This is a genomic window from Halomonas faecis, assembly GCF_010993975.1.
GTDB classification, from domain to species: domain Bacteria; phylum Pseudomonadota; class Gammaproteobacteria; order Pseudomonadales; family Halomonadaceae; genus Halomonas; species Halomonas faecis.
The window spans coordinates 125,631-151,138 of record NZ_JAACZO010000011.1; the positions used below are offsets into that span (position 1 = coordinate 125,631).

General features: G+C 63.7%; 22 protein-coding genes and 4 tRNA genes. 15 read left to right on the forward strand and 11 right to left on the reverse strand.

Features of this window, described 5'->3' with window-relative positions; all coding sequences use genetic code 11:
• Window positions 1–15: 15 nt before the first annotated feature.
• The 7 genes from GFD32_RS06035 to GFD32_RS06065 form a co-directional block, all read right to left on the reverse strand.
• Window positions 16–1,122: a pyridoxal phosphate-dependent aminotransferase gene (locus tag GFD32_RS06035; RefSeq protein WP_163575663.1), complete on the reverse strand. Its 1,107-nt coding sequence runs from the start codon at window positions 1,120–1,122 to the stop codon at window positions 16–18.
• A 63-nt stretch (window positions 1,123–1,185) separates the two neighbouring features.
• Window positions 1,186–1,632, reverse strand: coding sequence for a GNAT family N-acetyltransferase (locus GFD32_RS06040; RefSeq protein ID WP_163575664.1), 447 nt, complete (start codon window positions 1,630–1,632; stop codon window positions 1,186–1,188).
• A complete protein-coding gene (locus tag GFD32_RS06045) occupies window positions 1,629–3,032 on the reverse strand; it encodes an FAD-binding oxidoreductase (protein WP_163575665.1) in 1,404 nt (467 codons plus the stop codon). The genes GFD32_RS06040 and GFD32_RS06045 overlap by 4 nt, the downstream gene beginning before the upstream one ends.
• Before the next feature lie 26 nt (window positions 3,033–3,058).
• On the reverse strand, window positions 3,059–4,672 hold the full coding sequence (locus tag GFD32_RS06050; RefSeq protein ID WP_163575666.1) for an ABC transporter ATP-binding protein: 1,614 nt from the start codon (window positions 4,670–4,672) through the stop codon (window positions 3,059–3,061).
• Window positions 4,673–4,692: 20 nt separating this feature from the next.
• Window positions 4,693–5,529 (reverse strand): ABC transporter permease, encoded by an 837-nt coding sequence (locus GFD32_RS06055; protein ID WP_163575667.1) that lies wholly within the window; start codon window positions 5,527–5,529, stop codon window positions 4,693–4,695.
• The gene (locus GFD32_RS06060; RefSeq protein ID WP_163575668.1) at window positions 5,526–6,503 is read right to left on the reverse strand and encodes an ABC transporter permease; all 978 of its coding nucleotides are present in this window, start codon (window positions 6,501–6,503) and stop codon (window positions 5,526–5,528) included. The genes GFD32_RS06055 and GFD32_RS06060 overlap by 4 nt, the downstream gene beginning before the upstream one ends.
• Window positions 6,504–6,575: 72 nt before the next feature.
• Window positions 6,576–8,132 carry an ABC transporter substrate-binding protein gene (locus tag GFD32_RS06065; RefSeq protein ID WP_163575669.1) on the reverse strand — a complete coding sequence of 519 codons (1,557 nt, stop codon included), beginning with the start codon at window positions 8,130–8,132 and terminating at the stop codon, window positions 6,576–6,578.
• A 195-nt stretch (window positions 8,133–8,327) separates the two neighbouring features.
• Between GFD32_RS06065 and GFD32_RS06070 the strand changes: the two genes are divergently transcribed.
• From GFD32_RS06070 to GFD32_RS06080, 3 genes are all read left to right on the forward strand, one after another.
• Window positions 8,328–9,020, forward strand: a complete 693-nt coding sequence (locus GFD32_RS06070; RefSeq protein WP_163575670.1) for a GntR family transcriptional regulator — start codon at window positions 8,328–8,330, stop codon at window positions 9,018–9,020.
• A 58-nt stretch (window positions 9,021–9,078) separates the two neighbouring features.
• Window positions 9,079–9,537: a tellurite resistance TerB family protein gene (locus GFD32_RS06075; RefSeq protein WP_163575671.1), complete on the forward strand. Its 459-nt coding sequence runs from the start codon at window positions 9,079–9,081 to the stop codon at window positions 9,535–9,537.
• Between the two features lie 190 nt (window positions 9,538–9,727).
• Window positions 9,728–10,972 carry an NAD(P)/FAD-dependent oxidoreductase gene (locus tag GFD32_RS06080; RefSeq protein ID WP_163575672.1) on the forward strand — a complete coding sequence of 415 codons (1,245 nt, stop codon included), beginning with the start codon at window positions 9,728–9,730 and terminating at the stop codon, window positions 10,970–10,972.
• A gap of 18 nt (window positions 10,973–10,990) precedes the next feature.
• Here GFD32_RS06080 and GFD32_RS06085 read toward each other — a convergent pair whose 3' ends face one another.
• Window positions 10,991–11,410 (reverse strand): hypothetical protein, encoded by a 420-nt coding sequence (locus GFD32_RS06085; RefSeq protein WP_163575673.1) that lies wholly within the window; start codon window positions 11,408–11,410, stop codon window positions 10,991–10,993.
• A 160-nt stretch (window positions 11,411–11,570) separates the two neighbouring features.
• Between GFD32_RS06085 and pyrC the strand changes: the two genes are divergently transcribed.
• A complete protein-coding gene (gene pyrC, locus GFD32_RS06090) occupies window positions 11,571–12,608 on the forward strand; it encodes a dihydroorotase (protein WP_163575674.1) in 1,038 nt (345 codons plus the stop codon).
• A 73-nt stretch (window positions 12,609–12,681) separates the two neighbouring features.
• Here the strand turns inward: pyrC and mtnN are convergent, their stop codons facing one another.
• From mtnN to folD, 3 genes are read right to left on the reverse strand one after another with little or no spacing between them, the layout of a single operon-like run.
• On the reverse strand, window positions 12,682–13,422 hold the full coding sequence (gene mtnN, locus GFD32_RS06095; protein ID WP_163575675.1) for a 5'-methylthioadenosine/S-adenosylhomocysteine nucleosidase: 741 nt from the start codon (window positions 13,420–13,422) through the stop codon (window positions 12,682–12,684).
• Window positions 13,423–13,457: 35 nt separating this feature from the next.
• The gene (locus tag GFD32_RS06100) at window positions 13,458–13,931 is read right to left on the reverse strand and encodes an S-ribosylhomocysteine lyase (RefSeq protein WP_089686133.1); all 474 of its coding nucleotides are present in this window, start codon (window positions 13,929–13,931) and stop codon (window positions 13,458–13,460) included.
• Between the two features lie 59 nt (window positions 13,932–13,990).
• The gene (gene folD / locus GFD32_RS06105) at window positions 13,991–14,863 is read right to left on the reverse strand and encodes a bifunctional methylenetetrahydrofolate dehydrogenase/methenyltetrahydrofolate cyclohydrolase FolD (protein WP_163575676.1); all 873 of its coding nucleotides are present in this window, start codon (window positions 14,861–14,863) and stop codon (window positions 13,991–13,993) included.
• 217 nt (window positions 14,864–15,080) lie between these two features.
• On the opposite strand from folD, the gene GFD32_RS06110 reads away from it, so the two are divergent.
• The 11 genes from GFD32_RS06110 (at window position 15,081) to GFD32_RS06160 (ending at window position 25,433) form a co-directional block, all read left to right on the forward strand.
• Window positions 15,081–15,157 (forward strand) — tRNA-Pro (locus GFD32_RS06110).
• Window positions 15,158–15,224: 67 nt separating this feature from the next.
• Window positions 15,225–15,301: transfer RNA gene (locus GFD32_RS06115), tRNA-Arg, on the forward strand.
• Window positions 15,302–15,348: 47 nt separating this feature from the next.
• A tRNA-His gene (locus tag GFD32_RS06120) sits at window positions 15,349–15,423 on the forward strand.
• A gap of 31 nt (window positions 15,424–15,454) precedes the next feature.
• Window positions 15,455–15,529, forward strand: a tRNA-His gene (locus GFD32_RS06125).
• A 257-nt stretch (window positions 15,530–15,786) separates the two neighbouring features.
• Window positions 15,787–17,148, forward strand: a complete 1,362-nt coding sequence (gene tig / locus GFD32_RS06130) for a trigger factor (RefSeq protein ID WP_163575677.1) — start codon at window positions 15,787–15,789, stop codon at window positions 17,146–17,148.
• Between the two features lie 81 nt (window positions 17,149–17,229).
• The gene (clpP, locus tag GFD32_RS06135) at window positions 17,230–17,850 is read left to right on the forward strand and encodes an ATP-dependent Clp endopeptidase proteolytic subunit ClpP (RefSeq protein ID WP_163575678.1); all 621 of its coding nucleotides are present in this window, start codon (window positions 17,230–17,232) and stop codon (window positions 17,848–17,850) included.
• Between the two features lie 74 nt (window positions 17,851–17,924).
• Entirely contained in the window at window positions 17,925–19,208 is a 1,284-nt protein-coding gene (clpX, locus tag GFD32_RS06140) for an ATP-dependent Clp protease ATP-binding subunit ClpX (protein ID WP_163575679.1), read from the forward strand.
• A 153-nt stretch (window positions 19,209–19,361) separates the two neighbouring features.
• Complete coding sequence (lon, locus tag GFD32_RS06145) at window positions 19,362–21,770, forward strand: endopeptidase La (RefSeq protein ID WP_163575680.1); 2,409 nt, start codon at window positions 19,362–19,364, stop codon at window positions 21,768–21,770.
• Between the two features lie 175 nt (window positions 21,771–21,945).
• Entirely contained in the window at window positions 21,946–22,218 is a 273-nt protein-coding gene (locus GFD32_RS06150) for an HU family DNA-binding protein (RefSeq protein ID WP_163575681.1), read from the forward strand.
• 171 nt (window positions 22,219–22,389) lie between these two features.
• Window positions 22,390–24,207 (forward strand): SurA N-terminal domain-containing protein, encoded by a 1,818-nt coding sequence (locus GFD32_RS06155; protein WP_163575682.1) that lies wholly within the window; start codon window positions 22,390–22,392, stop codon window positions 24,205–24,207.
• 188 nt (window positions 24,208–24,395) lie between these two features.
• Window positions 24,396–25,433 (forward strand): CobW family GTP-binding protein, encoded by a 1,038-nt coding sequence (locus GFD32_RS06160; RefSeq protein WP_163575683.1) that lies wholly within the window; start codon window positions 24,396–24,398, stop codon window positions 25,431–25,433.
• The last annotated feature ends 75 nt before the right edge of the window (window positions 25,434–25,508 follow it).

Sequence of the window (25,508 nt, forward strand, 5' to 3'; positions counted from 1 at the left end):
TCGCCGCCCGAGCCATTAAACGCCGGCCAACGACCGTTCCAGGATGGCAAAGCGACCAGGTTCCAAGGCGTCGGCCACGGCAGTGATGCGCAGGATATGGCCGAGATCCGGGTGCGCGGGCCGGGCGATCAGGCGTCCCGCTTCCAGCAGTTCGCCGTGGAGTCGGCTCGCCAGCTCGGCGTCGGGCAGTCGCAACGCGATGAAGTTGGTGGCGCTGGGCAGCACTTCGGCGCCCAGGTTGCGGAAGTGGCCGGCAAGCCGTTCGCGGCGCTCCTTCACCGTGCTCACGTGTTCGCGCACCTCGTCATTGTGATCCAGCACCGTTTCCGCAGCGGCCTGCGTCAGGGTCGACACGGCGTAGTGGATGCGTACCTTCATCATCATCGCCAGGGTGTCGGGCTCGGCCAGGGCATAGCCGATGCGCAGACCGGCCATGCCGTGGGCCTTGGAGAGCGTGCGCAGGCGAATCACGCCGGGTATCACTTCGCGGCTGAAAGGCGCCTCGGCGTCGTCGCGAAAATCGTGGTAGGCCTCGTCGAGCAGCAGCCAGCAGTCGTCGGGCAGGTCCCGGCGCAGCCGGCGAATGGCGTCGTCGCCGTGGAGGTGGCCGCTGGGATTGTCGGGGTTGGCCAGGTAGACCAGCCGAGCCTGGCGCTCGTGGGCCGTCTCGAGAAGGGCGTCGAGGTCGGGAGCGAGTAGGCCGGGTCGCTCTACATAGGGCAGTTCCTGCAGGCGGCAGCCCTGCCCTTGGGCGAAATAGCCGAAGGTAGGGTAGGTACCTGCAGCACTCACCACCGTGCAATCGGGCGTGCAGGTGGTGCGCAATGCCAGGGCGATCAGACTGTCGGCGCCAGCATCCACCAGAGTGGCATCCAGCGGGTAGCCGTGCAGCTCGCACAATCGCTGGCGAACGCCGAGCGCTTCGGCATCGCCGTAGCAGTAGGCATGCTTCACCATGGCATCTCCAAAGCGTTCGCGCAGGGCTCGGTGGGGCATGTCGAGGCCCTCGTTGGAGCCCAGGCGATGGGGAATCTCGCGGCCGATGCGGCGCTCCAGTACCTTGATGCCCGGGAAGGGATTGCTGGGGCCTTGGCCGGTCAGGTGGTCGGGGAAGCGAGGCATGGCAGTCTCCCGGTGTCGTTGGTAAGGGGGATGGTGAGCGGAGGAGTCGGATCCGGCAACGGTTCAGGTTTCCAGCTGATAGGTCTGCCAGTCGGTGTGGGTGGCCCAGCGGTCGTAGACGGCGCGTGCCCGGTAGTTCTGCTCGCGGGTGATCCAGCGTACGAAGGGCCAGCCGAGGTGACGGGCTTCGGCGGTGAGCCCTTCGAGCATGGCGTCCACGACACCGCTGCCGCGATGGCCCGGGTCGACGAAGAGGTCGTCCAGAAAGCCGACCCGGGTGCCGCGCAGCGGTGAAGGCATGGCGCGGAAGTGCATCAGCCCCACGGCTTCGCCGTCTGGTGTGACTGCCAAGCGACAGTGGAAGGGCTCCTCGGCATCGTGAATCCAGTGCCAGACCGTATCCAGGGTGCTTTGGGAGGCGGGCAGCCCGTAGTAGTCGGCATAGCCACGGAAGAGCCGCTCCCAATGGGGGCGGTCGGCCAGCGTGGGCGTGGTGAGAGTGACGCTCATGGGGTGTCCTCCGGCGCAGGGGGTAGAATCTTGTGGCGGTTGAGCAGGTGGTGGGGGTCGAGCGCCCGCTTGAGGGTGCGCATCAGCGCGATCTCTTCGGGGCTGCGCGACAGTGACAAGTAATCGCGCTTTTCCAGGCCGATGCCGTGTTCGGCGGATATCGAGCCTCCCAACTGGGCGAGCGGGGCGTAGACGAGGCGCTCCACGGCGCAGCGAACCTCATGGCTGACGCTGCCGACGCTGACCGAAACGTGCAGATTGCCGTCGCCCAGGTGGCCGAACACCACCAGGCGGCCCTTCGGCCATTCGTGGGCCAGGGCCGTCTCGAGTCCTTCGACGTAGGTCGCCATCTCGGCAATGGGCAGGCTGATGTCGAAAGTGAAAAGGGGGGCGAGCGTTTGGAGCAAGCCTTCGATGTCTTCGCGTATGGCCCACAGGGCATCGCGCTGGGTCGTCGACTGAGCCAGAACGGCATCGCCGATCAGTCCGTCATTCAGTGCCGCTTCCAGGGCGTCGCTGAACTGGGCGGCGTTGCGTTCCGGGTCGAGCCCGAGGGATTCGACCAGCACATAGAAGGGTGCGCCGAGTGGCAGGGGCGGTGCGTGGCGGCCGCTCTCTTCGGTCAGCAGCCGATAGTGGTTGTCCCACATGACCTCGAAAGTGCCCAGAGCGCCGCCCAAACGATGGCCGAGGTGGCGCAGCAGAGCGGTGAGAGCGTCGAAGTCGGGGCAGGCCACCAGGGCGGTCCGTTCGCTGGGCAGGCGCGGCTGCAGCTTGAGCACGGCACGCGTGACGATACCCAATGTCCCCTCGCTGCCGATGAACAACTGCTTGAGGTCGTAGCCGGCGTTGTTCTTGAGCATGCGACTGAGCGAGCTGACCACGGTGCCGTCGGCCAGCACTGCCTCGAGGCCCAGGACCTGCTGGCGCATCATGCCGTAGCGGATCACTCGCACGCCGCCGGCGTTGGTGGCGATATTGCCGCCGATGGTGCATGAGCCTCGGGCGCCCAGGTCGAGGGGGAACTGCAGTTCTTCGGTGGCGGCCGTTTCCTGCACGCTCTGCAGCGGCACGCCGGCCTGTACGGTCAGGGTGCCGCCGATGGGGTCGAGGGCCTCGATGGCGGTCATCCGCTCCAGCGAGATCGCGAGCTCTTCGGGGCTGGCCTCGCCGCCATGCACCAGTCCCGTGAGGCCGCCATGGGTGACCACCGGCTGGCGGGCGGCATGGCAGAGGCGCATCACCGCCGCCACTTCGTCGGTATCGGCAGGGCGCACGATGGCACCGGCGCGGCAAGGCTCGCCGCTCATCCAGTCGACGCGGCGGGCCGACACGTCGCTGCCGGTGAGCACGTTACCGGGGCCGACGACGGTGGCGATGTCTGTGAGGAGGGCGTCCATTCGGTCTCCTTGAAGCGGGGCGGGCATCAGGCGCTGGCCAGCACGGCATCGCGCCCGGGGATAGCGGCCAGAAGCTCTTGGGTGTAGGTGGCCTGAGGCGTGCGGAAGATGGCCTCGGCGGTGCCGTGCTCGACGATGCGACCGTGCTGCATGACGATCAGCCGGTCACAGATCTGGGCTGCCACTCGCAGGTCGTGGGTGATGAACAGCAATGACAGCGAGAGTGTCTTCTGCAAGTGTTCGAGCAACTCGAGGATCTGTGCCTGGATGGAGACGTCGAGTGCGGAGACCGCTTCGTCGGCGACGATCAGCTCCGGCTCGAGTGCCAGGGCGCGGGCGATGCCGATTCGCTGGCGCTGGCCGCCGGAGAATTCGTGAGGATACCGGTCGGCCACGCCGCCCAGACCCACCAGCTCCAGCAGTTCGTCGGCCTTGGCCAGGGCCTGATCGCGAGGCACGCCGTTGGCGATGGGGCCCTGGGCGATGGCCAGGCCGACCCGGGTGCGAGGATTCAGCGAGGCATAGGGATCCTGGAATATCATTTGCACCCGGCGACGCCCGCGACGCAGGGGTTCGCCCTTGAGGGTGGTGAAATCGACCCCGTCGAGCAACAGTTGTCCGCTATCCGGTCGTTCCAGACGCACCACGCAGCGACCCAGCGTCGACTTGCCGGAGCCCGACTCGCCAACGATGCCCAGGGTCTCGCCTCGGCTCAGAGTGAAGCTGATATCGTCGAGGGCGTGGACTTCCCGGCTGGGTTTGAACATCCCGCCACGCGATCGGAATACCTTGTCCAGGTGGCGTACCTCGAGGAGTGGCTGCGCTTCGGCAGCGTGGTGACGGTTGGGAACGGCATCGTTGGGGATGGCATCGATCAGTGCCCGGGTATAGTCGTGCCGGGGATGGTCCAGCACCTCCCGGGCCTCGCCCAGTTCGACGATCTCGCCTTCGCGCATCACGCACACCCGGGTGGCGACTTCGGCGACCACGCCGAAGTCATGGGTGATGAACATCACTGCCATGCCGCGTCGCTGCTGAAGATCACGGATCAACTGCAGAATCTGCGCCTGGGTGGTGACATCGAGTGCCGTGGTGGGCTCATCGGCGATCAGCAATTCCGGCTCCAGCGCCAGCGCCATGGCGATCATCACCCGTTGACGCTGGCCACCGGAGAGCTGGAACGGGTAGGCGCGAATGGCGCGCTCGGGCTGGGGAATGCCGACCTCCTCGAGCAGAGCGAGGGCCCGTGCCTGGCGCTCCTTGGGGGTATGGCGGCCGTGGGCTTCGAACACCTCGGCGATCTGGGCTCCCACGCGCATCAGCGGATTCAGTGCGGTCATCGGTTCCTGGAAGATCATGCCGATGCGCAGGCCGCGCAAGCTGCGGTGGGCTCGTTCGTCGAGGGTCAAAAGGTTCTGGCCACCGAACCATATTTCACCGCCGGTGGCGTGCACTCCCTTGGGCAGCAGCCCCATTACGGCGTTGGCGGCCATCGACTTGCCGGAGCCGGATTCTCCGACGACGCAGAGGATTTCGCCCTCGCTCACATCATAGCTGACGTGCTCCACGGCGAAGGCCCGGTCGGCACCCTTGGGCAGAGCGAGGGTCAGGTCGCGAATGCTCAATACGGTCTCAGTCATGACGTTCTCCTGCGTGCAGCTCATGAGCGTTCGCGAGCGAGCTTGGGGTTGAGGGCGTCATCGAGCCCTTCGCCGACCAGGTTGAGGGCGAGCACGGTGAGCAAGATCGCCACCCCGGGAAAGAAGCTCAACCACCATGCCTGACGAATCACGGTGCGAGCCGCGCCGATCATGTAACCCCATGACATGACGTTGGGATCGCCGAGACCGAGGAAGGAGAGGGCGGATTCCAGCAGGATCGCCGTGGCCACCATCAGCGAGGCGAGCACGATGATGGGCGACAGGGTGTTGGGCAGGATCTGGCGCAGGATGATGGTGGCGTTGCCCTGGCCTACCAGGCGGGCGGCTTCCACGTACTCGCGATGGCGCAGCGACAGGAATTCGGCCCGCACCAGGCGTGCTACCGGCGGCCAGCTCACCAGAGCGATGGCCAGTACGATGGAGGTCACGCTGGGCTGCATGATGGCCACCAGCACGATGGCCAGGGCGAAGTTGGGAATGGTCTGGAAGAACTCGGTGAAGCGCATCAGGCCGTCGTCGATCAGCCCGCCGTAATAGCCGGCCACGGCGCCGAGTGGAACGCCGATGAGCAGGGCGACGCTGGTCGAGACGAAACCGATGAGCAGTGATACCCAGGCGCCGTGCATCAGACCGGCAGCGACGTTGCGGCCCATGGTGTCGGTGCCCAACGGGAAGCCGTTCATTTCCAGCGGTGGGAGGAACGGGCGCTGTACCATGCGCCAGGGCGATTCAGGGTAGAGAAACGGTGCCAGGGCCGCCATGGCGACGATCACTGCGAGGATGATCAGACCGATCAGGGCGCCACGGTTCTGGGCGAAGCGGGCGAAGAAGCTCATGGGGCCTCCTTGATGCGCGGGTCGGCCAGGCGATAGACGAGGTCGGTGACGATGTTGAAGAGAATCACTAGCGCCGCCGAGAAGAAGAAGATGCCGAGTAGCAGGTTGTAGTCGCGTTGCTGCAGCGCTTCGAACATCAGCCGGCCGATTCCGGGCCAGGCGAACACCGTCTCGGTGAGAATGGCACCGCCCACCATCTGTCCCGCCTGGAGGCCGGCCAGGGTGATGATCGGCAACAGTGCATTGCGCAGGATATGACGTCGCTGGATGACGCCGTTGCTGAGTCCCTTGGCGCGGGCCGTCTTGACGTAGTCCTGCTGCGACGCCTCGATCATCGAGGCGCGGGTCATGCGCGTGTAGATCGCCATGAAGAACAGGGCGAGGGTCGTGGCGGGCAGGATGAGGTGCTTGCCCACGTCCAGCGCCAGGGCCAGCCCGGTATGCCCGGCACCGACGGTGAACATGCCGTAGGCGGGGAGCCATTCCAGGTAGACCGAGAACAGCACCACGGCCATGAGCGCGACCCAGAACAGCGGCGTGGCGTAGAAGAGCAGGGCCAGTGCCATGATCAGCGAGCCGGAGGGCTTCTTGACACGGGCGGCAGCCAGGGAGCCGGCGAGGATGCCCAGGCCCAGAGAGAGCACGAAGGCGGTGCCGGTGAGCAGCAGCGTGGCGGGAAGGCGCGCCAGGATCAGGTCGAGCACCGGCATCTGCTGACGATAGGAGAAGCCGAAATCCAGCGTGGCGATGCCCGAGACGTAATGCCAGAGCTGCACGTATACCGGCTGGTCGAGCCCGAAACGTTCGCGTAGCTGGTTCAGGAACGCCTCGTCGGTGGCACCGGCTTCGCCGGCCAGAATGGCAGCCGGATCACCCGGGGCGAGCTGGATGAGGACGAAGTTGAAGATGATGATCAGGAAGAGCACGACCACGGCCTTGACGAGCCGTGAAGCGATCAGTCGGGCGTAGAGCATGCGAGTGCCTCGGACGACGTACGTGGCGTGAAGGACGGCGTCTGCCGCCCTTCACCGATCATGGGCTGGCCATCAGCGATCGAGCCAGGCGTCCTTGAACCCATCGTTGACCCCGACGCCGGAAGTCACCAGGTTCTTGACGTCGCAGCGATAGATCGTCGGGAAACCGAGCTCCAGCAGCCAGCCTACCGGCACGTCCTCCTGAAGAATTTCCTGCACCTCGTGGTAGAGCGCCTCGCGCTCTTCGTCGGGGAAGGCCGTGGCGGCTGCATTGAACAGCTCGTCGACCCGCTCGTTCTCGTAGCCCTCGACGTTGTTCCAGGGCGAGCCTTTCTCGATGTTGTCGGACAGGTAGGTGCGCGAGATGCCCAGGGCGGGATCGCCGTACTGGTAGAGGTAGGTGAAGGCGAGGTCGTAATCCCAGTCACCCAGTCGCTGGTTCCAGCCGCCCACGTCGGTGGCCTCGGTACGCACCTCGATGCCCACTTCCTTCAGGTTCTGCTGCACGGCTTCGGCCCAGCGCGTCCAGGTCTCGCCGTAGGGCAGCGGCAGCAGGCGCACCTCCTCGCCGTCATAACCCATCTCGTCGAGCAGCTCGCGAGCGCGCTCGGGATCATGATCGAAAGGCTGGAGATCGTCGTTCTGGAACCTGGCATTGGAGCCGAAGGCGCCCAGTGGCACCTGCCCCAGGCCATTCCACAGCACGTCGCGGGCGAACTCGCGATCCATGGCGTACATCACCGCCTGGCGGAAGCGCTTGTCGGCGGTAGGGCCTTCGCGATTGTTCATCCACAGCATGGCGAAGGGGCTGAAGTATTCGTGCCCCTTGTCGGTCACACAGGTATTGTCCATCTCGGTGAGACGGGGAATATCGAAATTTTCGACCGTGCCGTAGGGCAGCACGTCCACCGTGCCGTTCTCGTACGCCACGGCCCGCGAGGCGCCGTCGGGAATGATGTGCCAGTTGATGCCGTCGAGATACGGCAGGTCGTCCTCGTAGTAGTCTTCGTTCTTGACCAGTTGGATCACGGTACCGCGATCCCAGCTGTCGAACTTGAATGGGCCGGTGCCGATGGGGTGATTGTTGGCCTCGTTGTCGCGGAACTCGGTGCCCGCGTAGATGTGCTCGGGCACCATGGTGAAGGTGCCGGCCTCGAAGGAGATCAGGAAGGGGCCGAAGGGCTTCTCGAGAGTGAATTCGACGGTGTGCTCGTCGAGGGCTTCGATGGATTCGATGTGCTGCAGCACCGCGCGGGCGCTGGGGTTGAGTTCGCGATGGAAGACGTCGGCGGAGAACACCACGTCCTCGGCGGTGAAGGCCTCGCCATCGTGCCAGGTGACGTCGTCACGCAGATGGAAAGTATAAGTCAGCCCATCGTCACTGATCTCCCACGATTCGGCCAGCTGCGGCATGGGTTCCAGATCGGTGTCGTAGCGCAGCAGGCCTTCGTAGATGTTGCCCGCCACCGTGCGGGTGGGGGCGTTCTGGATCATGCCCAGTACCAGGCCCGGCGGTTCCGGTTGAATGATGGTATCGATCACGCCGCCGGACTTGGGCTCGTCGGCCGTGATGGCGGTGGTGCCAAGAGATGCCGCAGCGGCGACGGCAATGGCGAGAGGTGTCTTCATCGTCCTGCTCCAGTCTTGTTGATGCTGTTGTCGAGCGGATGTGTGGAATGTCGCGCCCGGTGTTGTTGATGGAGTGTCCGGGTACCGTTTGAACATAGCAGCGTCGGCAAATACTGTCGACAGTCGTCAATCGACGGTCGACAAACAGGGTATGTCGTTCATACTGTAGCCAGGTATCCTTCGAGTCGAGCCGCCATGTCAGCGCTATCTTCCGACGCTCCTCTGCCCGCGTCTTTCATTCAACAGCGTAACTTGGTCGAACAGGTCGCCGACTACCTGACTCAGGCCATCATCAGTCAGCATTTTGCGCCTGGAGAGCGTCTCTCCGAGGTTCAGCTGGCGCGTGACCTCGGGGTGAGTCGGGCGCCGGTGCGCGAGGCGGCACGGTTGCTCGAAAGTCGCGGGCTTCTGGTGTCCCAGCCGCGTCGTGGGTTCTTCGTGCGCGCCTTGGATGCTAACGAATTGGGCGATGTCTTCGATCTGCGACTGTGTCTGGAGCGGCATGCCATGGAGCGGCTCATGGCGCGTTACGATTCGGCGGCCGAGCGGGCGCTCTTCCAGCAAGTCGAGCGCATGTGCGAGGCGGCGGCCGGCGATAGCGAGAGCCGCAAGATCGAGGAGGATCTGGCCTTTCACCGGCAGATGATCGAGCTGGCCGGCAACCGGCGCCTGCTCAAGGCCTTCGATGGACTGTCCCATGAGTTGCGTCTGTGCATTGCCTTGATCGGCAAGACACATGCCGAGCCGGACAGTATCGCCACCTCTCACTGGGGGCTGCTCGAAGCCCTGGCGAGCGGTGAATCCCGCCGCTGTCGCGAAGCGGTCGACTACCACATCGGCGTGGCTCGCGACTATGTGGTTCAGGGCATTGCCGATGCGCTGGGATGACGGCCGGGAACATGGCCAGGAGTCGCCTGTCCTACCGTCGTACCGCAAGGAGCCCGACATGCTCGACAAGATTCAGCAATTCTTCCAGCAGGCCCTCGCCGAGCCCGGCGACGTGGCCGCTTCTTCCATCCCGACTCTGGAGCTGGCGACGGCTGCCCTACTGTTCGAGGTGGCTCGAGCCGATTATCATCTCGATGAACGCGAGCTGGCGCTGCTACGCGAGCAGTTGAGGCAACGCTTCTCTCTCGACGCGGCCGACCTCGATGAGCTGATGCAACTGGCGGGTGAAGAAGCCGAGCAGGCGGTCGACCACTATCAGTTCGTCAGCCTCATCAAGCAGCACTACGGTTATGACAGTCGCTGCGAACTGATACGCATGATGTGGATCCTGGCTCTTGTCGACGGCGAGGCGCACCACCTCGAGGAGCACCGCATTCGTCGGCTCGCCGACCTGCTTCACGTCAGCCACTCCGATTTCATCCGCACCAAGCTTCAGGCCCAGGAAGCTGCCTCCTAGGGCTGAATGTCGTTCCGCCGCGGCTCGGCGCCGTTCGTACGGCCTGCTAGAATGGCGCTTCACCGCTGCAGGTCCTCGTAGACCTGTCGACGGATCGGCCCCGAGAGACATGGCGAACTGCGATAGTCCTTTTCATCGCCGCTCCAGCGGTTGCTGGCGGGGTCACCGTTCGTTCATCCGGAGGAGAAGCATGTCTCGCGAAACCATCGTTCTGGGAGCCGGCATGGTCGGCGTGTCCATTGCCTGGCACCTGGCACGGAGAGGGCACTCGGTGACGCTGGTGGACCGTCGCTCTCCGGGGCGGGAAACCTCCTTCGGCAACGGTGGGCTGATCCAGCGCGAGGCGGTTCGGCCCTATCCGTTTCCGCGCTCGCTTGGCAAGCTGCTGGCCGTTTTGCCCAACCGCCGGGCGGACATCCGCTATAGCTGGCGCGGCATGCTCGAGTCTGCCGGCCCGCTGTTCGATTACTGGCGCTACTCTGGGCGGCACCGCTATGCCCGCATCGTTCCCGAATATGCGTCGCTGATCATGCATGCGACCGAAGCGCATGCACCGATGATCGAGGCGGCGAATGCCGATCACCTGGTGCGCAAGGATGGCTGGCTGGAGGTCTACCGCGATTCGGCCGGACTCGACGTGCGAACCCGGGAGGCCGACGAAGCCGCCGAACGGTTCGGGGTGACGCACGAGGTGCTCGACGCCGGTGCGCTTCAGCGTCGCGAGCCAGCCTTGTCCGATTCGCTGGCGGGAGCCATTCACTGGACCAACTCCTGGGGCGTGGTCGACCCCGGCGCTCTGGTCGGGGCCTATGCCGATGCCTTTCGGCGCGAAGGAGGGCGTTATCTCGAAGCCTCGTTACTGGGACTGACCCAGACCGACCGTGGCTGGCGGGTCGAGACGGATGCCGGCACCGAGGAGGCTCAGGATGTGGTGGTCGCGCTCGGCCCCTGGTCGGGGTCGTGGCTGAGAACCCTCGGCTATCGTCTGCCCACCTTCGTCAAGCGCGGCTACCACATGCATTTCGGCAGCGGCCGAGAGGCTCGACTGGCCCACTGGGTGGCCGATGTCGAAGTCGGCTACATTCTGGCGCCCATGCAAGCCGGCACTCGCTTGACGACCGGTGCCGAGCTCGAACCTCTCGACGCCCCACCGCGCCATGGCCAACTGGCCACCGCCGAGGCCCGGGCGCGGCAACTCTATCCGGGGCTCGGCGCGCGCCTCGATGACGAGCCATGGAAAGGCGCTCGGCCCTGCTTGCCGGACATGAAGCCGGTGATCGGCCCGGCACCGCGTCACGCTGGACTTTGGTTCGCCTTCGGGCATGGACATCAGGGTTTCACCCTCGGCCCGGTTACCGGTCGCGTGCTGGCGGAGATGATGGAGGGAGAAACGCCGGTGGTGGACATGGCCCCTTTCCGCGCCGACCGCTTCTAGGCCATTGACGCCACGCTTTCAATCGCGACGACGCTGACGAAACTGGTGGAACACGAACTTGACCACCAGCGTCATGACATAGACGACCCAGCCGGCGGTGGCCAGCACGTTGAACAGCAGCATCTTCTGCTGGCCGCTGAGCGGAGCGATCAACATTTCCAGTATGACCCCCAGCAGCAAAGCCAGCAGCATGGGTAGCGCCAGAATGTGCATCCACATTTCCGTGCGTCGCTTGCGTACGTGGTAGCGGCTCAGGTGAATGCGGATGGGGCGGTGCACGAAACTCAGCAGAATCATGGTGCCGAGCAGCAGCAGGGCGGCCAGTACCGGTTCCATGCTGTCCAGGTGCGCTGAGATGCTCACCGACCAGAAAACCAGGATCCACATCAGGCCGGCCAGGATGGCGACGATGTCGGCGTAGTGGCGGACTCTGGGCATGGCGATGACTCTCCGACTGGCAAACGGCGACGATGATACGGCAAAACGCATGGCGTTGCTGCCACTCTCGGGTCGACGACGCCAGCTTCCCGACGCTGCCGTACGGTATACTCGTCACCCCACAACGCACCGCGAATTCATGCCGACCACAGGAGTGACCGTGAACGCCATTACCTTGACGCGACCCGACGACTGGCACCTGCATCTGCGCGACGGCGCGGCGCTTCCGGCCGTCGTGCCCGCCTCGGCCCGCCAGATGGGGCGGGCGATCATCATGCCCAACCTGAAGCCGCCCGTCACCACCACCGAGCAGGCTCTGGCCTACCGCGCGCGCATTCTCGCCGCGCGGCCCGAAGGTAGCGCCTTCGAGCCGCTGATGACGCTCTACCTCACCGACAACACCTCGGCCGAAGAGATCGAACGTGCCCACGCCAGCGGCATCGTGCACGCTGTGAAGCTCTATCCGGCGGGAGCGACCACCAACTCGGACTCCGGTGTCACCGATACGGCCAGGTGCGATGCGGCCATTGCCGCCATGGCACGGCTGGGCATGCCGCTGCTGGTGCACGGTGAGGTGACCGACAGCGACATCGACATCTTCGATCGCGAAGCGGTGTTCATCGAGCGCGTGCTGAAGCCGCTGACCGAACGTCATCCCGATCTGAAAGTGGTGTGCGAGCACATCACCACCGCCGATGCCGCTCGGTTCGTCAGTGAGACGCCGGACACCATCGCCGCGACCATCACCGCTCACCACCTGCTGTTCAACCGCAATCACATGCTGGTGGGCGGGATACGCCCCCACTATTATTGCTTGCCGATCCTCAAACGCGAGCGCCACCGCGAGGCGCTGCTCGCTGCGGCCACTTCGGGCACTCCCAAGTTCTTCCTGGGCACTGACAGCGCACCCCATGCCCAAGGGGACAAGGAATCGGCCTGCGGTTGTGCCGGCGCCTACACGGCCCCGGCAGCGATCGAGTTGTATGCCACGGCCTTCGAACAGGCCGGTGCCCTGGATCGCCTGGAAGGGTTCGCCAGCCATTTCGGGCCCGACTTCTATGGTCTGCCGCGCAACCGCGACAACGTCACCTTGGTGCGTGAGCCATGGGCGCTTCCAGCATCGCTGCCGTATGCCGACGGCCAGCGCATCGTTCCGCTGCTGGCGGGCGAATCCTTGGCGTGGCGGTTGCGCGGCTGAGGGCGTCAGCGTTTGCCGTGAACGGACACGGCCGCCTCCAGGGCGGCCGTGTCCGTTTCCGAGAGCGACGCGTTCAGCCAGCGACGGGTTCGGCGTCCGACTGAGGAGCGGGGGTGGCCAGGCGGGCCACCATGGCTTCGACCATGCGTGCGGAATGGTCGGCGGCTTGGTCGAGGAACTGGGCGAAGGAGAGGTGGTTGTCGCTACCGCCGGCAATGTCCGACAGGGCGCGGATGACCACGAACGGGCAGCCGTAGAGATGGCAGGTCTGGGCGATCGCCGCGGCTTCCATCTCGGCGGCGAGCATGGTGGGAAAGCGCGTGCGCGTCTGGGCCACCCGCTCGGGGCAGGCCATGAAGACGTCGCCCGTGGCGATGAGCCCTTCCGTCACGCGCACTTCGCCGAGCGCCTCGACGCATTGGCGCGCGATTCGTACCAGCCTTGCATCGGGAAGATAGGCTGCCGGCATGTCCGGTACCTGGCCGTGCTCGTAACCGAACACCACGGCGTCGACGTCGTGATGGCGCACTTCGCTGGAAACCACGATATCGCCGACTTCCAGCCCCTCGCCGAAGCCACCGGCCGAGCCGGTGTTGATGATCGCCTCCGGCTGATAGACGTCGAGCAGTAACGTCGTGCCGATGGCAGCATTCACCTTGCCGATGCCCGATTGCAGGATGATCACGTCCACGCCATGCAGGCGACCGTGGTGAAAAGTGCAGCCAACATGGGTGCGGGTACGGCGGTCTTGCAGCAGAGAAGTGAGGTGGGCCACTTCCTGGGCCATGGCGCCGATGATACCGATGCGTTTCATCTGTCCGTGAGCTCCGGCGAGGTCAAAGGGTACCGTCAGTGCGGCTCGGCGAAGACCTGGGTCCATTCATCGCGCTTGGCAAGAAAACCGCGGGCAATGTCCTTGGCACCCTCGAGGCTGTGACTGGCCGCCCAGCCGCATTGCATCTCGTTACAGGCCGGTACCGAATCGGCGGCCAGAACGTCCTCGAGCGTGTTCTGCAAGAGGCGTAGCACGTCGTCGTAGTCATCGTGGTTGATCATGGCGACGTAGAAGCCGGTCTGGCAGCCCATGGGGCTGATGTCGACGACCTTGTCGGAATGATTGCGCGACAGTTCGGCCATCAGGTGTTCCAGGGAGTGCAGGGCGGGCATCTCCATGTGGTCCCGATTGGGCTGGCAGATGCGCATGTCGTACTTGTGAATGCGGTCACCGTTCACGCCGGCCTTGATGTCGGCCAGGCGTACGTAGGGTGCTTTCACCTTGGTATGATCGAGATTGAAGCTTTCGACGTTCATCTTGTCGCTCATGGACGAGCTCCGGCTGGTGGCGGAAGAGCGCGACATTTTAGACGATGCGCCCGCGGCTGTCAGGCGCTGGTGAGAGCCATGGCGTCGTGCAGTTCGGCGGCGAACAAGGTGTTCTCGAGCAGCGAGGCCACCGTCATGGGGCCGACGCCACCCGGTACGGGAGTGATCCAGCCGGCGCGTTCGGCGGCGGGAGCGAATGCCACGTCGCCCACCAGGCGTCCGTCTTCCTCACGGTTGATGCCCACGTCGATGACGATGGCGCCGTCGCGCACCCATTCGCCCTTGACGATGCCCGGTTTGCCCACCGCCACTACCAGCAGTTCCGCGCGGCGCACGTGCGACTCGAGGTTGCGGGTGAAGCGGTGGCACACCGTGGTGGTGCAGCCAGCCAGCATCAGCTCCAGCGCCATGGGGCGGCCGACGATGTTGGAAGCGCCGACCACGGTGGCGTCCAGGCCGCGCACCTCGAGACCGCTGGCCGAGAGTAGGGTCATGACGCCTTTCGGCGTGCATGGGCGGAGTAGGGGGAGGCGCTGGGCGAGGCGGCCCAGGTTGTAAGGGTGGAAGCCATCGACGTCCTTGTGCGGAAGGATGCGTTCCAGCAGCGGGCGATCGTCCAGGTGGTCGGGAAGTGGCAGCTGCAGCAGGATGCCATCGATGCGCGAATCGGCGTTGAGTTCGTCGATGAGCGCTTCCAGTGCCTGCTGCGTGATGTCGGTGGGCAGCGAATGGCGAAACGAGAGCACGCCGGCCTGCTCGCAGGCGCGGTGCTTGTTGCTGACGTACACATGGGATGCCGGATCGTCGCCCACGACGATGACGGCTAGGCCGGGCGTGCGATTGCCTTCGGCATGGCGCGCGTCGACTCGGCGCGCGACCCGCTGGCGAACCTCGGCGGCTATGGCCTTGCCATCGATGCGTTGAGCGGTCATCGTCTCTCCCCCGTGTGGTGGTGACAGGTGCGAATGTCGGCTGGCGTGGGTCGGTGGGCCGACACCGGAAGGGCGCAGATTTTCGCACGGCCTGACTCTTAGGCAAAGCGCTAAAGCCCTGCCAGGTCAGGTGGCTATTGACCGCAAGGGATTCTCGCGTAGAATACGCAGCGCTCGATGAGGCCCGATGGCGGCATCGAGGCCGTGCTGAGGCCGGCGGGGTGTAGCGCAGTCTGGTAGCGCGCCTGCTTTGGGAGCAGGATGTCGGGGGTTCGAATCCCTCCACCCCGACCACAACTTCCTGTTTGGATTGATGAAATTCATGACAAGGGTTGCGGTCAGGCGTCATTGAACATAGAATGCGCCCATAGCTCAACCGGATAGAGCAACGGCCTTCTAAGCCGTAGGTTGCAGGTTCGAGTCCTGCTGGGCGCGCCATGTCGTGCGCATGCAGGAATGCCGACGGTTCGAGCAGCAGTCGAATGGTGGATGTAGCTCAGTGGTAGAGCCCCGGATTGTGGCTCCGGTGGTCGTGGGTTCGATCCCCATCATCCACCCCATATCGACGTTTCTGTTGTGGCTAGTGCAGTGGTGGATGTAGCTCAGTGGTAGAGCCCCGGATTGTGGCTCCGGTGGTCGTGGGTTCGATCCCCATCATCCACCCCATTGCACCCGTTTTCCCGTTTCTGCGCTCCTTTCCGCTATCCCGCATGCCAGCTTCCCGGGCCTAGCCTCGTCTCTGTCGGCCGTTCGTCCGAGCTTCGCTGCGGTCGAGACCATGCTCGACGATATGACCCTTGCAATATGCCGAGCTGCCCCCACTTCTAGCCAGGGTGCTTGCCACCACGGTGCGGGCTTCTTAAAATCTGCTTTTTACCCATCCACGCATTCAACACAACGCCCCAGGCGGTAGAGGACTATTCATGCAAGTTTCCGTCGAAGCGACCTCCCAGATCGAGCGCCGAGTCACGTTCCAGGTGCCGGCGGCCGAGGTCGATGAAGCCGTCGAGGCTCGCCTCAAGGATACCGCGAAGAACGTGCGCCTGAACGGCTTCCGCAAGGGCCATGTGCCCATGTCCGTGGTACGCCAGCGTTACGGCAGCGGGTTGCGCGACGAGGTGGTGGGCGAAGTGATGCGCGAGCGTTACGTCAAGGCCATCACCGATGAAAACCTCAATCCGGCGGGGTATCCGAACATCGAGGCGCAGGTCAATGAAACCGGCAAGGATCTCGAGTTCGTCGCCTCTCTCGAGGTCTATCCGGAAATCGAGCTGGCTTCCATCGAAGGTACCGAAGTCGAGCGCCCGGTGGTCGAAGTGACCGAGGCCGATGTCGATGAGATGATCGAAACCCTGCGCAAGCAGAATGCTTCCTGGGAAGACGTCGAGCGTGCCGCCGAAGACGGCGACCAGCTGACCATCGACTTTCAGGGTTTCCTGGGCGACGAGCCGTTCGAAGGCGGCAGCGCCGAGGGGCATGACCTGGTGCTGGGCTCCGGCAGCTTCATCCCCGGGTTCGAAGACCATCTGGTCGGGGCCCAGGCCGGCGACGAGAAGGAAGTGACCGTCACCTTCCCCGAGGACTATCAAGCCGAGCACCTGGCCGGCAAGGAAGCGACCTTCAAGGTCACGGTGCACAAGGTCAGCGCTCAGCAGTTGCCGGAAGTCGACGCTGAATTCATTCAGCGTTTCGGCGTCGAAGAAGGAGGCGTCGAGGCCTTCCGGGCCGAGGTCAAGAAGAACATGACCCGTGAGGCCAGGCAGGCCGTCGACAATCGTGTCAAGCAGCAGGTGCTCGAGGCCTTGAAGGCAGCCAACGAGGTGGCGGTGCCGCAGTCGCTGATCCAGCAGGAGACCGATGCGCTCAAGCGCCAGGCGGCCCAGCAGTTTGGGCTCGGCGAGGATTTCGACGTTTCTCAGTTGCCCAACGAGCTGTTTGCCGAGCAGGCCAAGGGGCGCGTGCAGGTCGGGTTGCTGCTGGCAGAGGTGATCAAGGCGAACGAGCTCGATGCCAACGATGACGAGATCAGGGCGCGTGTTGAAGAGCTTGCCGAGCAGTACCAGGAGCCTCAGCAGGTCGTCGACTACTATATGGGTAACGATCAGCTCAAGACTCAGGTCAAGTCGGCGCTTCTCGAGGAGAAGGCCGTCGAGCACCTGCTCGAGCAAGCCACCGTCAAGGATGTGGAAATGAGTTACCAGGAAGCGCTGGCAGCGGCTCAGCAACAGCCCGAGCAGGGCGGCGAAGACGACGACGCTGCGGAAGGCGACGACGGCAAGGCCTGAGATGCCGGCCGACGGTCCTGTCGTCGACGGCAGGATCGGTTTGTGTCGCTTCCATTCATCGGATGCAAGGACATCATACAGATGAGCAACGAGTTCGATATCCACAACGCCGGCGGATTGGTGCCGATGGTGGTCGAGCAGAACGCTCGTGGCGAGCGGGCATACGACATCTACTCCCGCCTGCTCAAAGAGCGCGTGATCTTCCTGATCGGTCCCGTGGAAGATTACATGGCCAACCTGGTGGTGGCCCAGCTGCTGTTCCTTGAATCCGAGAACCCGGACAAGGACATCCATCTGTACATCAACTCGCCGGGGGGTGGCGTGACCGCCGGCATGGCGATCTACGATACCATGCAGTTCATCACTCCGGACGTGTCGACGGTGTGCATCGGTCAGGCTGCCAGCATGGGGGCGTTGTTGCTGGCCGGCGGAGCGGCCGGCAAGCGCTACTGCCTGCCCAATTCGCGGATGATGATCCATCAGCCTTTGGGCGGTTACCAGGGGCAGGCCGCTGACATCGAGATCCACACCCGTGAGATTCTGGGTATCCGCGACAAGCTCAACCGCATCCTGGCGCATCATACCGGTCAGGACATCGATACCATCGCGCGGGATACCGATCGCGACAATTTCATGAGCGGCAGCCAGGCCGCCGAGTATGGCCTGATCGATGCCGTGCTGGATAAGCGGCCGACATCCTGATAGCGTGATTTGAACACGCTTCACTTACGTGATCACCGGCGGCACCGCGCCGCCGAAGCGACAGAGGTACGCGAATGGCCGACGGCAAAGGCAAGGACGAAGGCGGCAAACTGCTCTACTGCTCGTTCTGCGGCAAGAACCAGAACGAAGTACGCAAGCTGATTGCCGGCCCGTCCGTGTATATCTGCGACGAGTGTGTCGACCTGTGCAACGACATCATTCGCGAAGAAGTTCTCGATGCCGATGCCGAGAGCGATGATGAGCGTCTGCCCGTTCCGCGCGAGATCCGTCACACGCTGGATGACTACGTCATCGGGCAGGACCGTGCCAAGACGGTGTTGTCAGTGGCTGTCTACAACCACTACAAGCGGTTGCGTGCGGGCGTGGGCGTGAAGGGCGACGACGTCGAGCTGGGCAAATCCAATATCCTGCTCATCGGCCCCACGGGGAGCGGCAAGACGCTGCTGGCCGAGACGATGGCACGATTGCTCAACGTGCCCTTTACCATCGCCGATGCCACGACGCTCACCGAAGCGGGCTACGTCGGCGAGGACGTCGAGAACATCATCCAGAAGTTGCTGCAGAAGTGCGACTACGACGTCGAGAAGGCGCAGCGCGGTATCGTCTACATCGACGAAATCGACAAGATCTCGCGCAAGTCGGACAACCCTTCCATCACCCGGGACGTGTCGGGGGAAGGGGTGCAGCAGGCGCTGCTCAAGTTGATCGAGGGCACGACCGCATCCGTGCCTCCGCAAGGGGGGCGTAAGCATCCTCAGCAGGAGTTCCTGCAGGTCGATACCGCCAACATCCTGTTCATCGTCGGCGGTGCCTTTGCCGGTCTCGACAAGGTGATTCGCGACCGTGCCGAGAAAGGCGGCATCGGCTTCAATGCCACGGTGAAGAGCAAGGACGAGTCCAAGGGTGTGGGTGATCTGCTGCTCGACGTGGAACCCGAGGACCTGGTCAAGTTCGGGCTCATCCCGGAGTTCGTCGGACGCTTGCCGGTCATCGCCACGCTCACCGAGCTCACCGAAGATGCTCTCATCCAGATTCTCACCGAGCCGAAGAATTCGCTGGTCAAGCAGTACGAGCGTCTCTTCGACATGGAAGGGGTCGAGCTCGAGTTCCGCGAGGATGCCTTGCGTGCCGTGGCCCAGAAGGCCATGGCGCGCAAGACCGGCGCCCGGGGGCTGCGCTCCATTCTCGAGTCGGTGCTACTCGATACCATGTATGAAATACCTTCCATGGAAGGCGTGACCAAGGTGGTCATCGATGCCTCGGTGATTACCGGCGAGAGCGATCCGCTGCTCATCTACTCCCAGCAAGAGCAGCGTGTCGACGGCACCGACGGCTGATAGGGCTCAACGTCCCTGCCGAGTCTGCACGCATGCAAGGGGCCGCCGTGGCGGCCCCTTTGTTCGTGCTCCTTGCCCGCGGGCCCTTGCAACGCCCGTATCATGCCCCCACACCTTGTGTATTCACCCGATTTCGTTTGAGGAATGTCTGCGATGCAGCAGAACGCCGAACAGGCCCTGAGTCTGCCCCTCTTGCCGCTGCGCGATGTGGTCGTTTATCCGCAGATGGTGATACCGCTGTTCGTCGGTCGCGAGAAGTCGATTCAGGCTCTCGATGCCGCCATGGCAGCGGACAAGCGCGTGCTGCTGGTGGCCCAGCGGGAAGCGGGTCACGACGATCCGGGAACCGATGATCTTTTCACCATCGGCACCGTTGCCGAGATCATGCAGTTGCTGAAGTTGCCCGATGGGACGGTCAAGGTGTTGATCGAAGGAACGTCCCGTGCCGATCTGCGTGCCGTTCACCACGCCGACGGCGGCTATAGCCTGGCTGATGCGGTGTTGCGCGACAGCCAGCCCCTTAGCGAGCGTGAGCAGGAGGCGCTGGTACGCGTCCTGCTCAATCAGTTCGAGCAGTACGTCAAGCTTTCCAAGAAGGTTCCCAACGAGGTGCTCAATTCGCTGTCGGGCATCGAGGATCCCAGTCGGCTGGTGGACACCATTTGTGCCCACCTGTCGCTCAAGATCGGTGACAAGCAGCAATTGCTCGAGATGGATCGCGTCCGCGACCGCATCGAACACCTCATGGCCCTCATCGAATCCGAGATCGATCTGTTGCAGGTCGAGAAGCGGATCCGTTCGCGCGTCAAGGACCAGATGGAGAAGTCGCAGCGCGAGTACTACCTCAACGAGCAGATGAAGGCCATCCAGAAGGAGATGGGCGAGCTCGAGAACGTGCCCAACGAGGCCGAGAAGTACGAGAAGGCCATCGAAGAGTCCGGCATGCCCAGCGAGGCCCGCGAGAAGGCCACGCAGGAGCTGGGCAAGCTCAAGATGATGTCGCCCAGCTCGGCCGAGGCCACGGTGGTGCGCTCCTATCTCGACTGGCTGGTTTCCGTACCGTGGAAGAAGCGCACTCGCGTCAAGCACGACCTGGTGCGCGCCCACAGGATTCTCGACGAGGATCACTATGGCCTCGAGGAGGTCAAGGAGCGCATCCTCGAGTATCTCGCCGTGCACAAGCGGGTCAAGAAGCTCAAGGGGCCGGTGCTCTGCCTCGTCGGGCCTCCCGGTGTCGGCAAGACGTCGCTGGGCCAGTCGATCGCTCGGGCCACCAACCGCAAGTACGTGCGTCTGGCGTTGGGCGGCATTCGCGACGAGTCCGAGATCCGTGGCCATCGCCGAACTTACATCGGTTCGCTGCCTGGCAAGCTGATCCAGCGCATGGCCAAGGCTGGGGTGAAGAATCCGCTGTTCCTGCTCGACGAGGTGGACAAGATCGGCATGGACCACCGCGGTGATCCGGCCTCGGCTTTGCTCGAAGTGCTCGATCCGGAGCAGAACGACAAGTTCAACGACCACTACCTGGAGCTGGACTACGATCTCTCCGAAACGCTGTTCATCTGCACGGCCAACTCGATGAACATTCCCGGTCCGTTGCTCGACCGCATGGAGGTGATACGCCTGCCCGGCTACACCGAGGACGAGAAGCTGGCCATCGCCAAACGCTACCTGGTGCCCAAGCAGCTCAAGGCCAACGGTTTCAAGGATGAGGAACTGTCGTTCTCGGACGAGGCGCTGCTCGAATTGATCCGCTACTACACTCGCGAGGCGGGAGTCCGGGAACTCGAGCGCCAGATCGCCAAGGTGTGCCGCAAGGTGCTGCGTCAACGCCTGGAAGGCGAAGGCCGGGAGGGGGCCCAGGCCGCAGTCACCCTCTCGGCAGCAGACATCGAGGAGCACGCCGGCGTGCGTCGTTACAGCTACGGGCTTGCCGATCAGCAGGATCAGGTAGGGCGTGTCACCGGGCTGGCATGGACCTCGGTGGGCGGTGAGCTGCTCAATATCGAGTCGGTGGTCACCCCGGGCAAGGGGCGCATCAACAAGACCGGCTCGCTGGGCGATGTCATGAAGGAGTCGGTGAGCGCCGCACAGACCGTGGTGAGGGCGCGGGCGCTGAACCTGGGGATCGACCCCGAGCGCTTCGAGAAAGAGGACCTGCACATCCACGTGCCGGAGGGAGCCACACCCAAGGATGGGCCCAGCGCGGGCATCGCCATGGTCACGGCGATGGTGTCGGCCTACACGGGGCGGCCGGTGCGTTGCGACGTGGCGATGACCGGTGAGGTGAATCTACGCGGCGAGGTGATGCCGATCGGCGGTTTGAAGGAGAAATTGCTGGCCGCGCGTCGCGGTGGTATAAAGTCTGTGCTCATTCCGGAAGAGAATCGCCGTGACCTCAAAGAGGTTCCGGACAACATCAAAGATGCTTTGGATATCCGGCCAGTGCGTTGGATAGACGAGGTTCTGGAAGCTGCACTGACAGAAAGCACCGAAGCGAAAGTAGAGGATTCCCGGACTGAGGAATCGCCGGCTTCGGCATCAATGATCAGCACGCATTGATCATTTTTTGGCGCCATATCGGTTTCGAGATGCCGGTATGGCGCGGTTTGGCGCCTAAGGTCGCTTGACACGTCTTTTGCGGCATTGCTATAAAATCCAGCCATGCCGTGATCGCATTGTTGGCCGAAAGTTGCGCTGATTAGAGCCATTATCTGAAACAGTCAAGGGGTGAAGTGTGAACAAATCCGAGCTGATCGAAGCCATCGCTGCTTCTGCCGATATTCCCAAGGCGGCCGCAACGCGCGCGCTGGATGCCATGGTGGATAGCGTCACCGAGAGTCTCAAGAGCGGTGATACCGTTTCTCTGGTGGGGTTCGGCACGTTCTCCGTCAAGGAGCGCGCCGCGCGCACCGGCCGTAATCCGCAGACCGGCGCACCGATCCAGATCAGCGCTGCCAAGGTGCCGACCTTCAAGGCGGGCAAGGCGCTCAAGGACTCCGTCAACTGAGTGACGACGAGGCCAGCTGTACTACCGTTGCAGTGCCATCGCCAGCCCGCTCGGTAAGACGACAGAAAGGCGCATCGCTATCGCGATGCGCCTTTTTCACGCTCATGGTCGGGAGGCCAGGGCCATGCGTATAATGGGCGAGATTTCCGTTACTTAATCACCGAGGCCTGCATGCTGCAAAGTATTCGTGACCGCTCCCGAAGTTGGGGAGCCAAGATCCTCGTCGGTGCCGTAGTGGCGGCGCTTGCCCTGTTCGGCATCGAGTCGTTGGTGGGGCTCATCGGCAACGATGGCGATGATGTCGCCAAGGTCAACGGCGAGACGATCACTCGCCAACAGCTGGAAATGGAGGTTCAGCGCGCCATACGCTCGGGCCAGGTACCTCCGGAGCAGGAGCGTGCCCTGCGCGGTGAGGTGCTGGATAGCCTGATCGGCGAGCAGCTGATGACGGGCTATGCCGAAGACGGTGGGCTTCATCTGTCTGAGGACCAGATCGATCAGGTCATCGTGAACCTGTCGGAGTTTCAGGATCAGGATGGACGTTTCTCGCAGGAGCTGTTCCGCAATCGGCTGGCCAGCGCCGGGTTCACGCCGGTGTCGTTCCGTGCGGCGCTTCGCGCTGACATGGTGCGTCAGCAGTTGCAGCAAGGCGTGGCGATGAGCGATTTCACGCTGGAGAGCGAACGCGAGCGTCTCGCCGCTTTGCAGCGTCAGACGCGCAGTTTCCGATACCACGAATTGACCACTGAGGATCTGTCGCAGCCGGTCGAGGTCAGCGAGTCCGAAATCCAGGACTACTACGCGGCCAATGCTGACCGGTATCGGCGTGCCGAGCAGGTACGTCTCGAGTACGTGATCCTCGACCGCGAGGCCATGGCGGAAAATCGCCAGGTGAGCGACGAAGCCGTTCGTGACGCCTGGGAAGCGCGTAGCCGCGATTCGGATCGTCGCGTTTCCCACATCATGGTCGGCTTCGATGGCGAACGTAGCCGCGAGGACGCGCGTGCTCGGTTGGAGGCCGTTCGCGAGCGGTTGGCAGAGGGGGATTCGTTCTCGGAGCTGGCCCAGGAATTCTCCGATGATGCCACGACGGCTGATCAGGGGGGGGATCTGGGATTCATCAGCCCCGGATTCTTTGGCGAGGCCTTCGACGATGCAGCTTTTGGCATCGGTGTCGGGCAGATATCGGAGATCGTGGAAACGGACAATGGCTTGCATCTGGTCAAGGTCACCGAGCTCGATCTTCCGTCGCTGGACGAGATGCGTGACGAGCTGGAGCGCGAAGTGGCCCTGGAAGAGGTCAGCGATGCCTTCAATCGCCGCGTTCAGGCGCTGATCGACGAAAGCTTTGCGGCGGAAGATCTCGTCAGCGTGGCCGAGAGTCTCGACCTGGAGCTTCAGGAGAGCGACTGGGTCTCGCGCGAAGAGGCGAGTGGCGTGTTGGGTGAGCCCGGAGTGATGAGCGAGGCCTTCAGTGACGACGTTCTGGAGGACGGGTTCAACAGCGAGGTCATCGAGCTCGACGCCGACCGTCGAATGGTGTTGCGAGTCGCCGACCATCGCGAAGCGGCAACGCGTCCGCTCGATGAAGTCCGAGACGAGGTGAGGGCGGCCGTGGAAAGCCGCAAAGCGCAGGAAGCATTGCTCGAGGTGGCCAGGTCGCGGGTCGAGCGGCTGCGCGACGGCGACTCCCTGGATCTTGAGTGGCTGCGCGCCGAGGGAGTTGCGCGGCGAAGCGGCGAAGCGCCTGGCTTCGTCGTGGAGACGGCGTTTCGTCTGCCGTCGCCCGATGGCGACCAGCCGGTCTACGGACAGGCCAGTGACAGCCAGCGGGTCGTGCTCATTGCGCTGGAGGACGTCACCGACGGCGAGCCGGATGCGCAGACGGAAGCGTTCGTGGCGCGCATGGCCGAACAGTTGAGAGGCCAGGCTGCCATCCAGGCGTTGCGGGCTCATCTGCGTGACACCGCCGAGATCGAGCGTTACTGAAACCCGTCGACGTCGTGATGCTCAGGGGCACCCGAAGGTGCCCCTTTTCATTGCTGGTCGGGATGATTTTTATACCGTTATCTTTCATTGAGCCAACCCTGCATGAACCCTACATGCTAGGCATGGGCTCAACAGCACCCGAGGAATATGTTATACAGTAACAATTGATTGGAGCAGCGGAGTCGAACGTGTCCCAAGAACCCGTGGCAAACGTGCCGGTGCATCTGGTGACCGGCTTTTTGGGCAGCGGCAAGAGCAGCCTGATCCGCGGTCTCATACGTCAGAAACCGGAGCAGGAAAACTGGGCCGTGCTGGTCAACGAATTCGGCCAGGTGGGTATCGATCAGGCCATGTTCGAGCCGCAGGACGGGGTGACGGTGAAAGGATTGCCGGGAGGCTGTCTGTGCTGCCAACTGGCCTTCGTTTTGCAGGCCGCTCTGGTCAATCTTCTGTATCGACATCGTCCCGATCGCTTGCTGATCGAGCCTTCCGGTTTGGGCCATCCCGCCGGGTTACTGGACGTGCTGCGTGGCGAGGCATTCCACGGCGTGCTAGACGTCCATGACATCATCGCCGTGCTCGATCCGCGTCGGCTGGACGATCCCCGTTCGCGAGAGCACGAGACCTTTGGCGACCAGTTGTCCATGGCCGATGCCGTGGCCTTGACCATGACCGACCTGTCCACCCCCGACCAACTGGCCGCCGCTCAGGTCTGGCTGGATGCCTGCTGGCCACGCAAGAAGTGGATACGCAAAGCTCCTCACGGCGCACTCGATGTGTCGCTGCTGAGTGGTGGGGGCGCGCATGCCGAGTCGCACCAGCGGCCGTTTCCCGAGAGTGAGGCGCACCAGCGACTGCGCAGGCGAGCGGTGGGCAGCCTCGAGCTGGAGGGGATGAACGCCTCGGCGCCAACGCCCGGGCATCCCATCCGCGAGCAGGGAGTCGCCCTGGGCTATGCGACACTCGGCTGGCGCTGGCACCCCGACGATGTCTTCGTGCTGGATCGCGTCTCGGCGTTGCTGGGCGATATGACGGGTCGACTGCGGGTCAAGGGGGTACTGCATACCAATACCGGATGGAGACGCTACGACCGCTCGGTGGGCACGGTGAGTCTCGAGCCGGTTGCTTGGCGCCAGGACTCCCGCCTCGAGATCATCGCCGAAGCGGGTGCATTGCCGGATGCCGATGGGCTGGAAGCCCGGCTCAACGAGTGCCTGGGCGGCTAGGCGAATCGTCGCCAGCCGTTCGCCCTCTTCGTGCGCTCGTACGGTGAAGTGGGCGTCGTGACGTTGCCGCGGCTG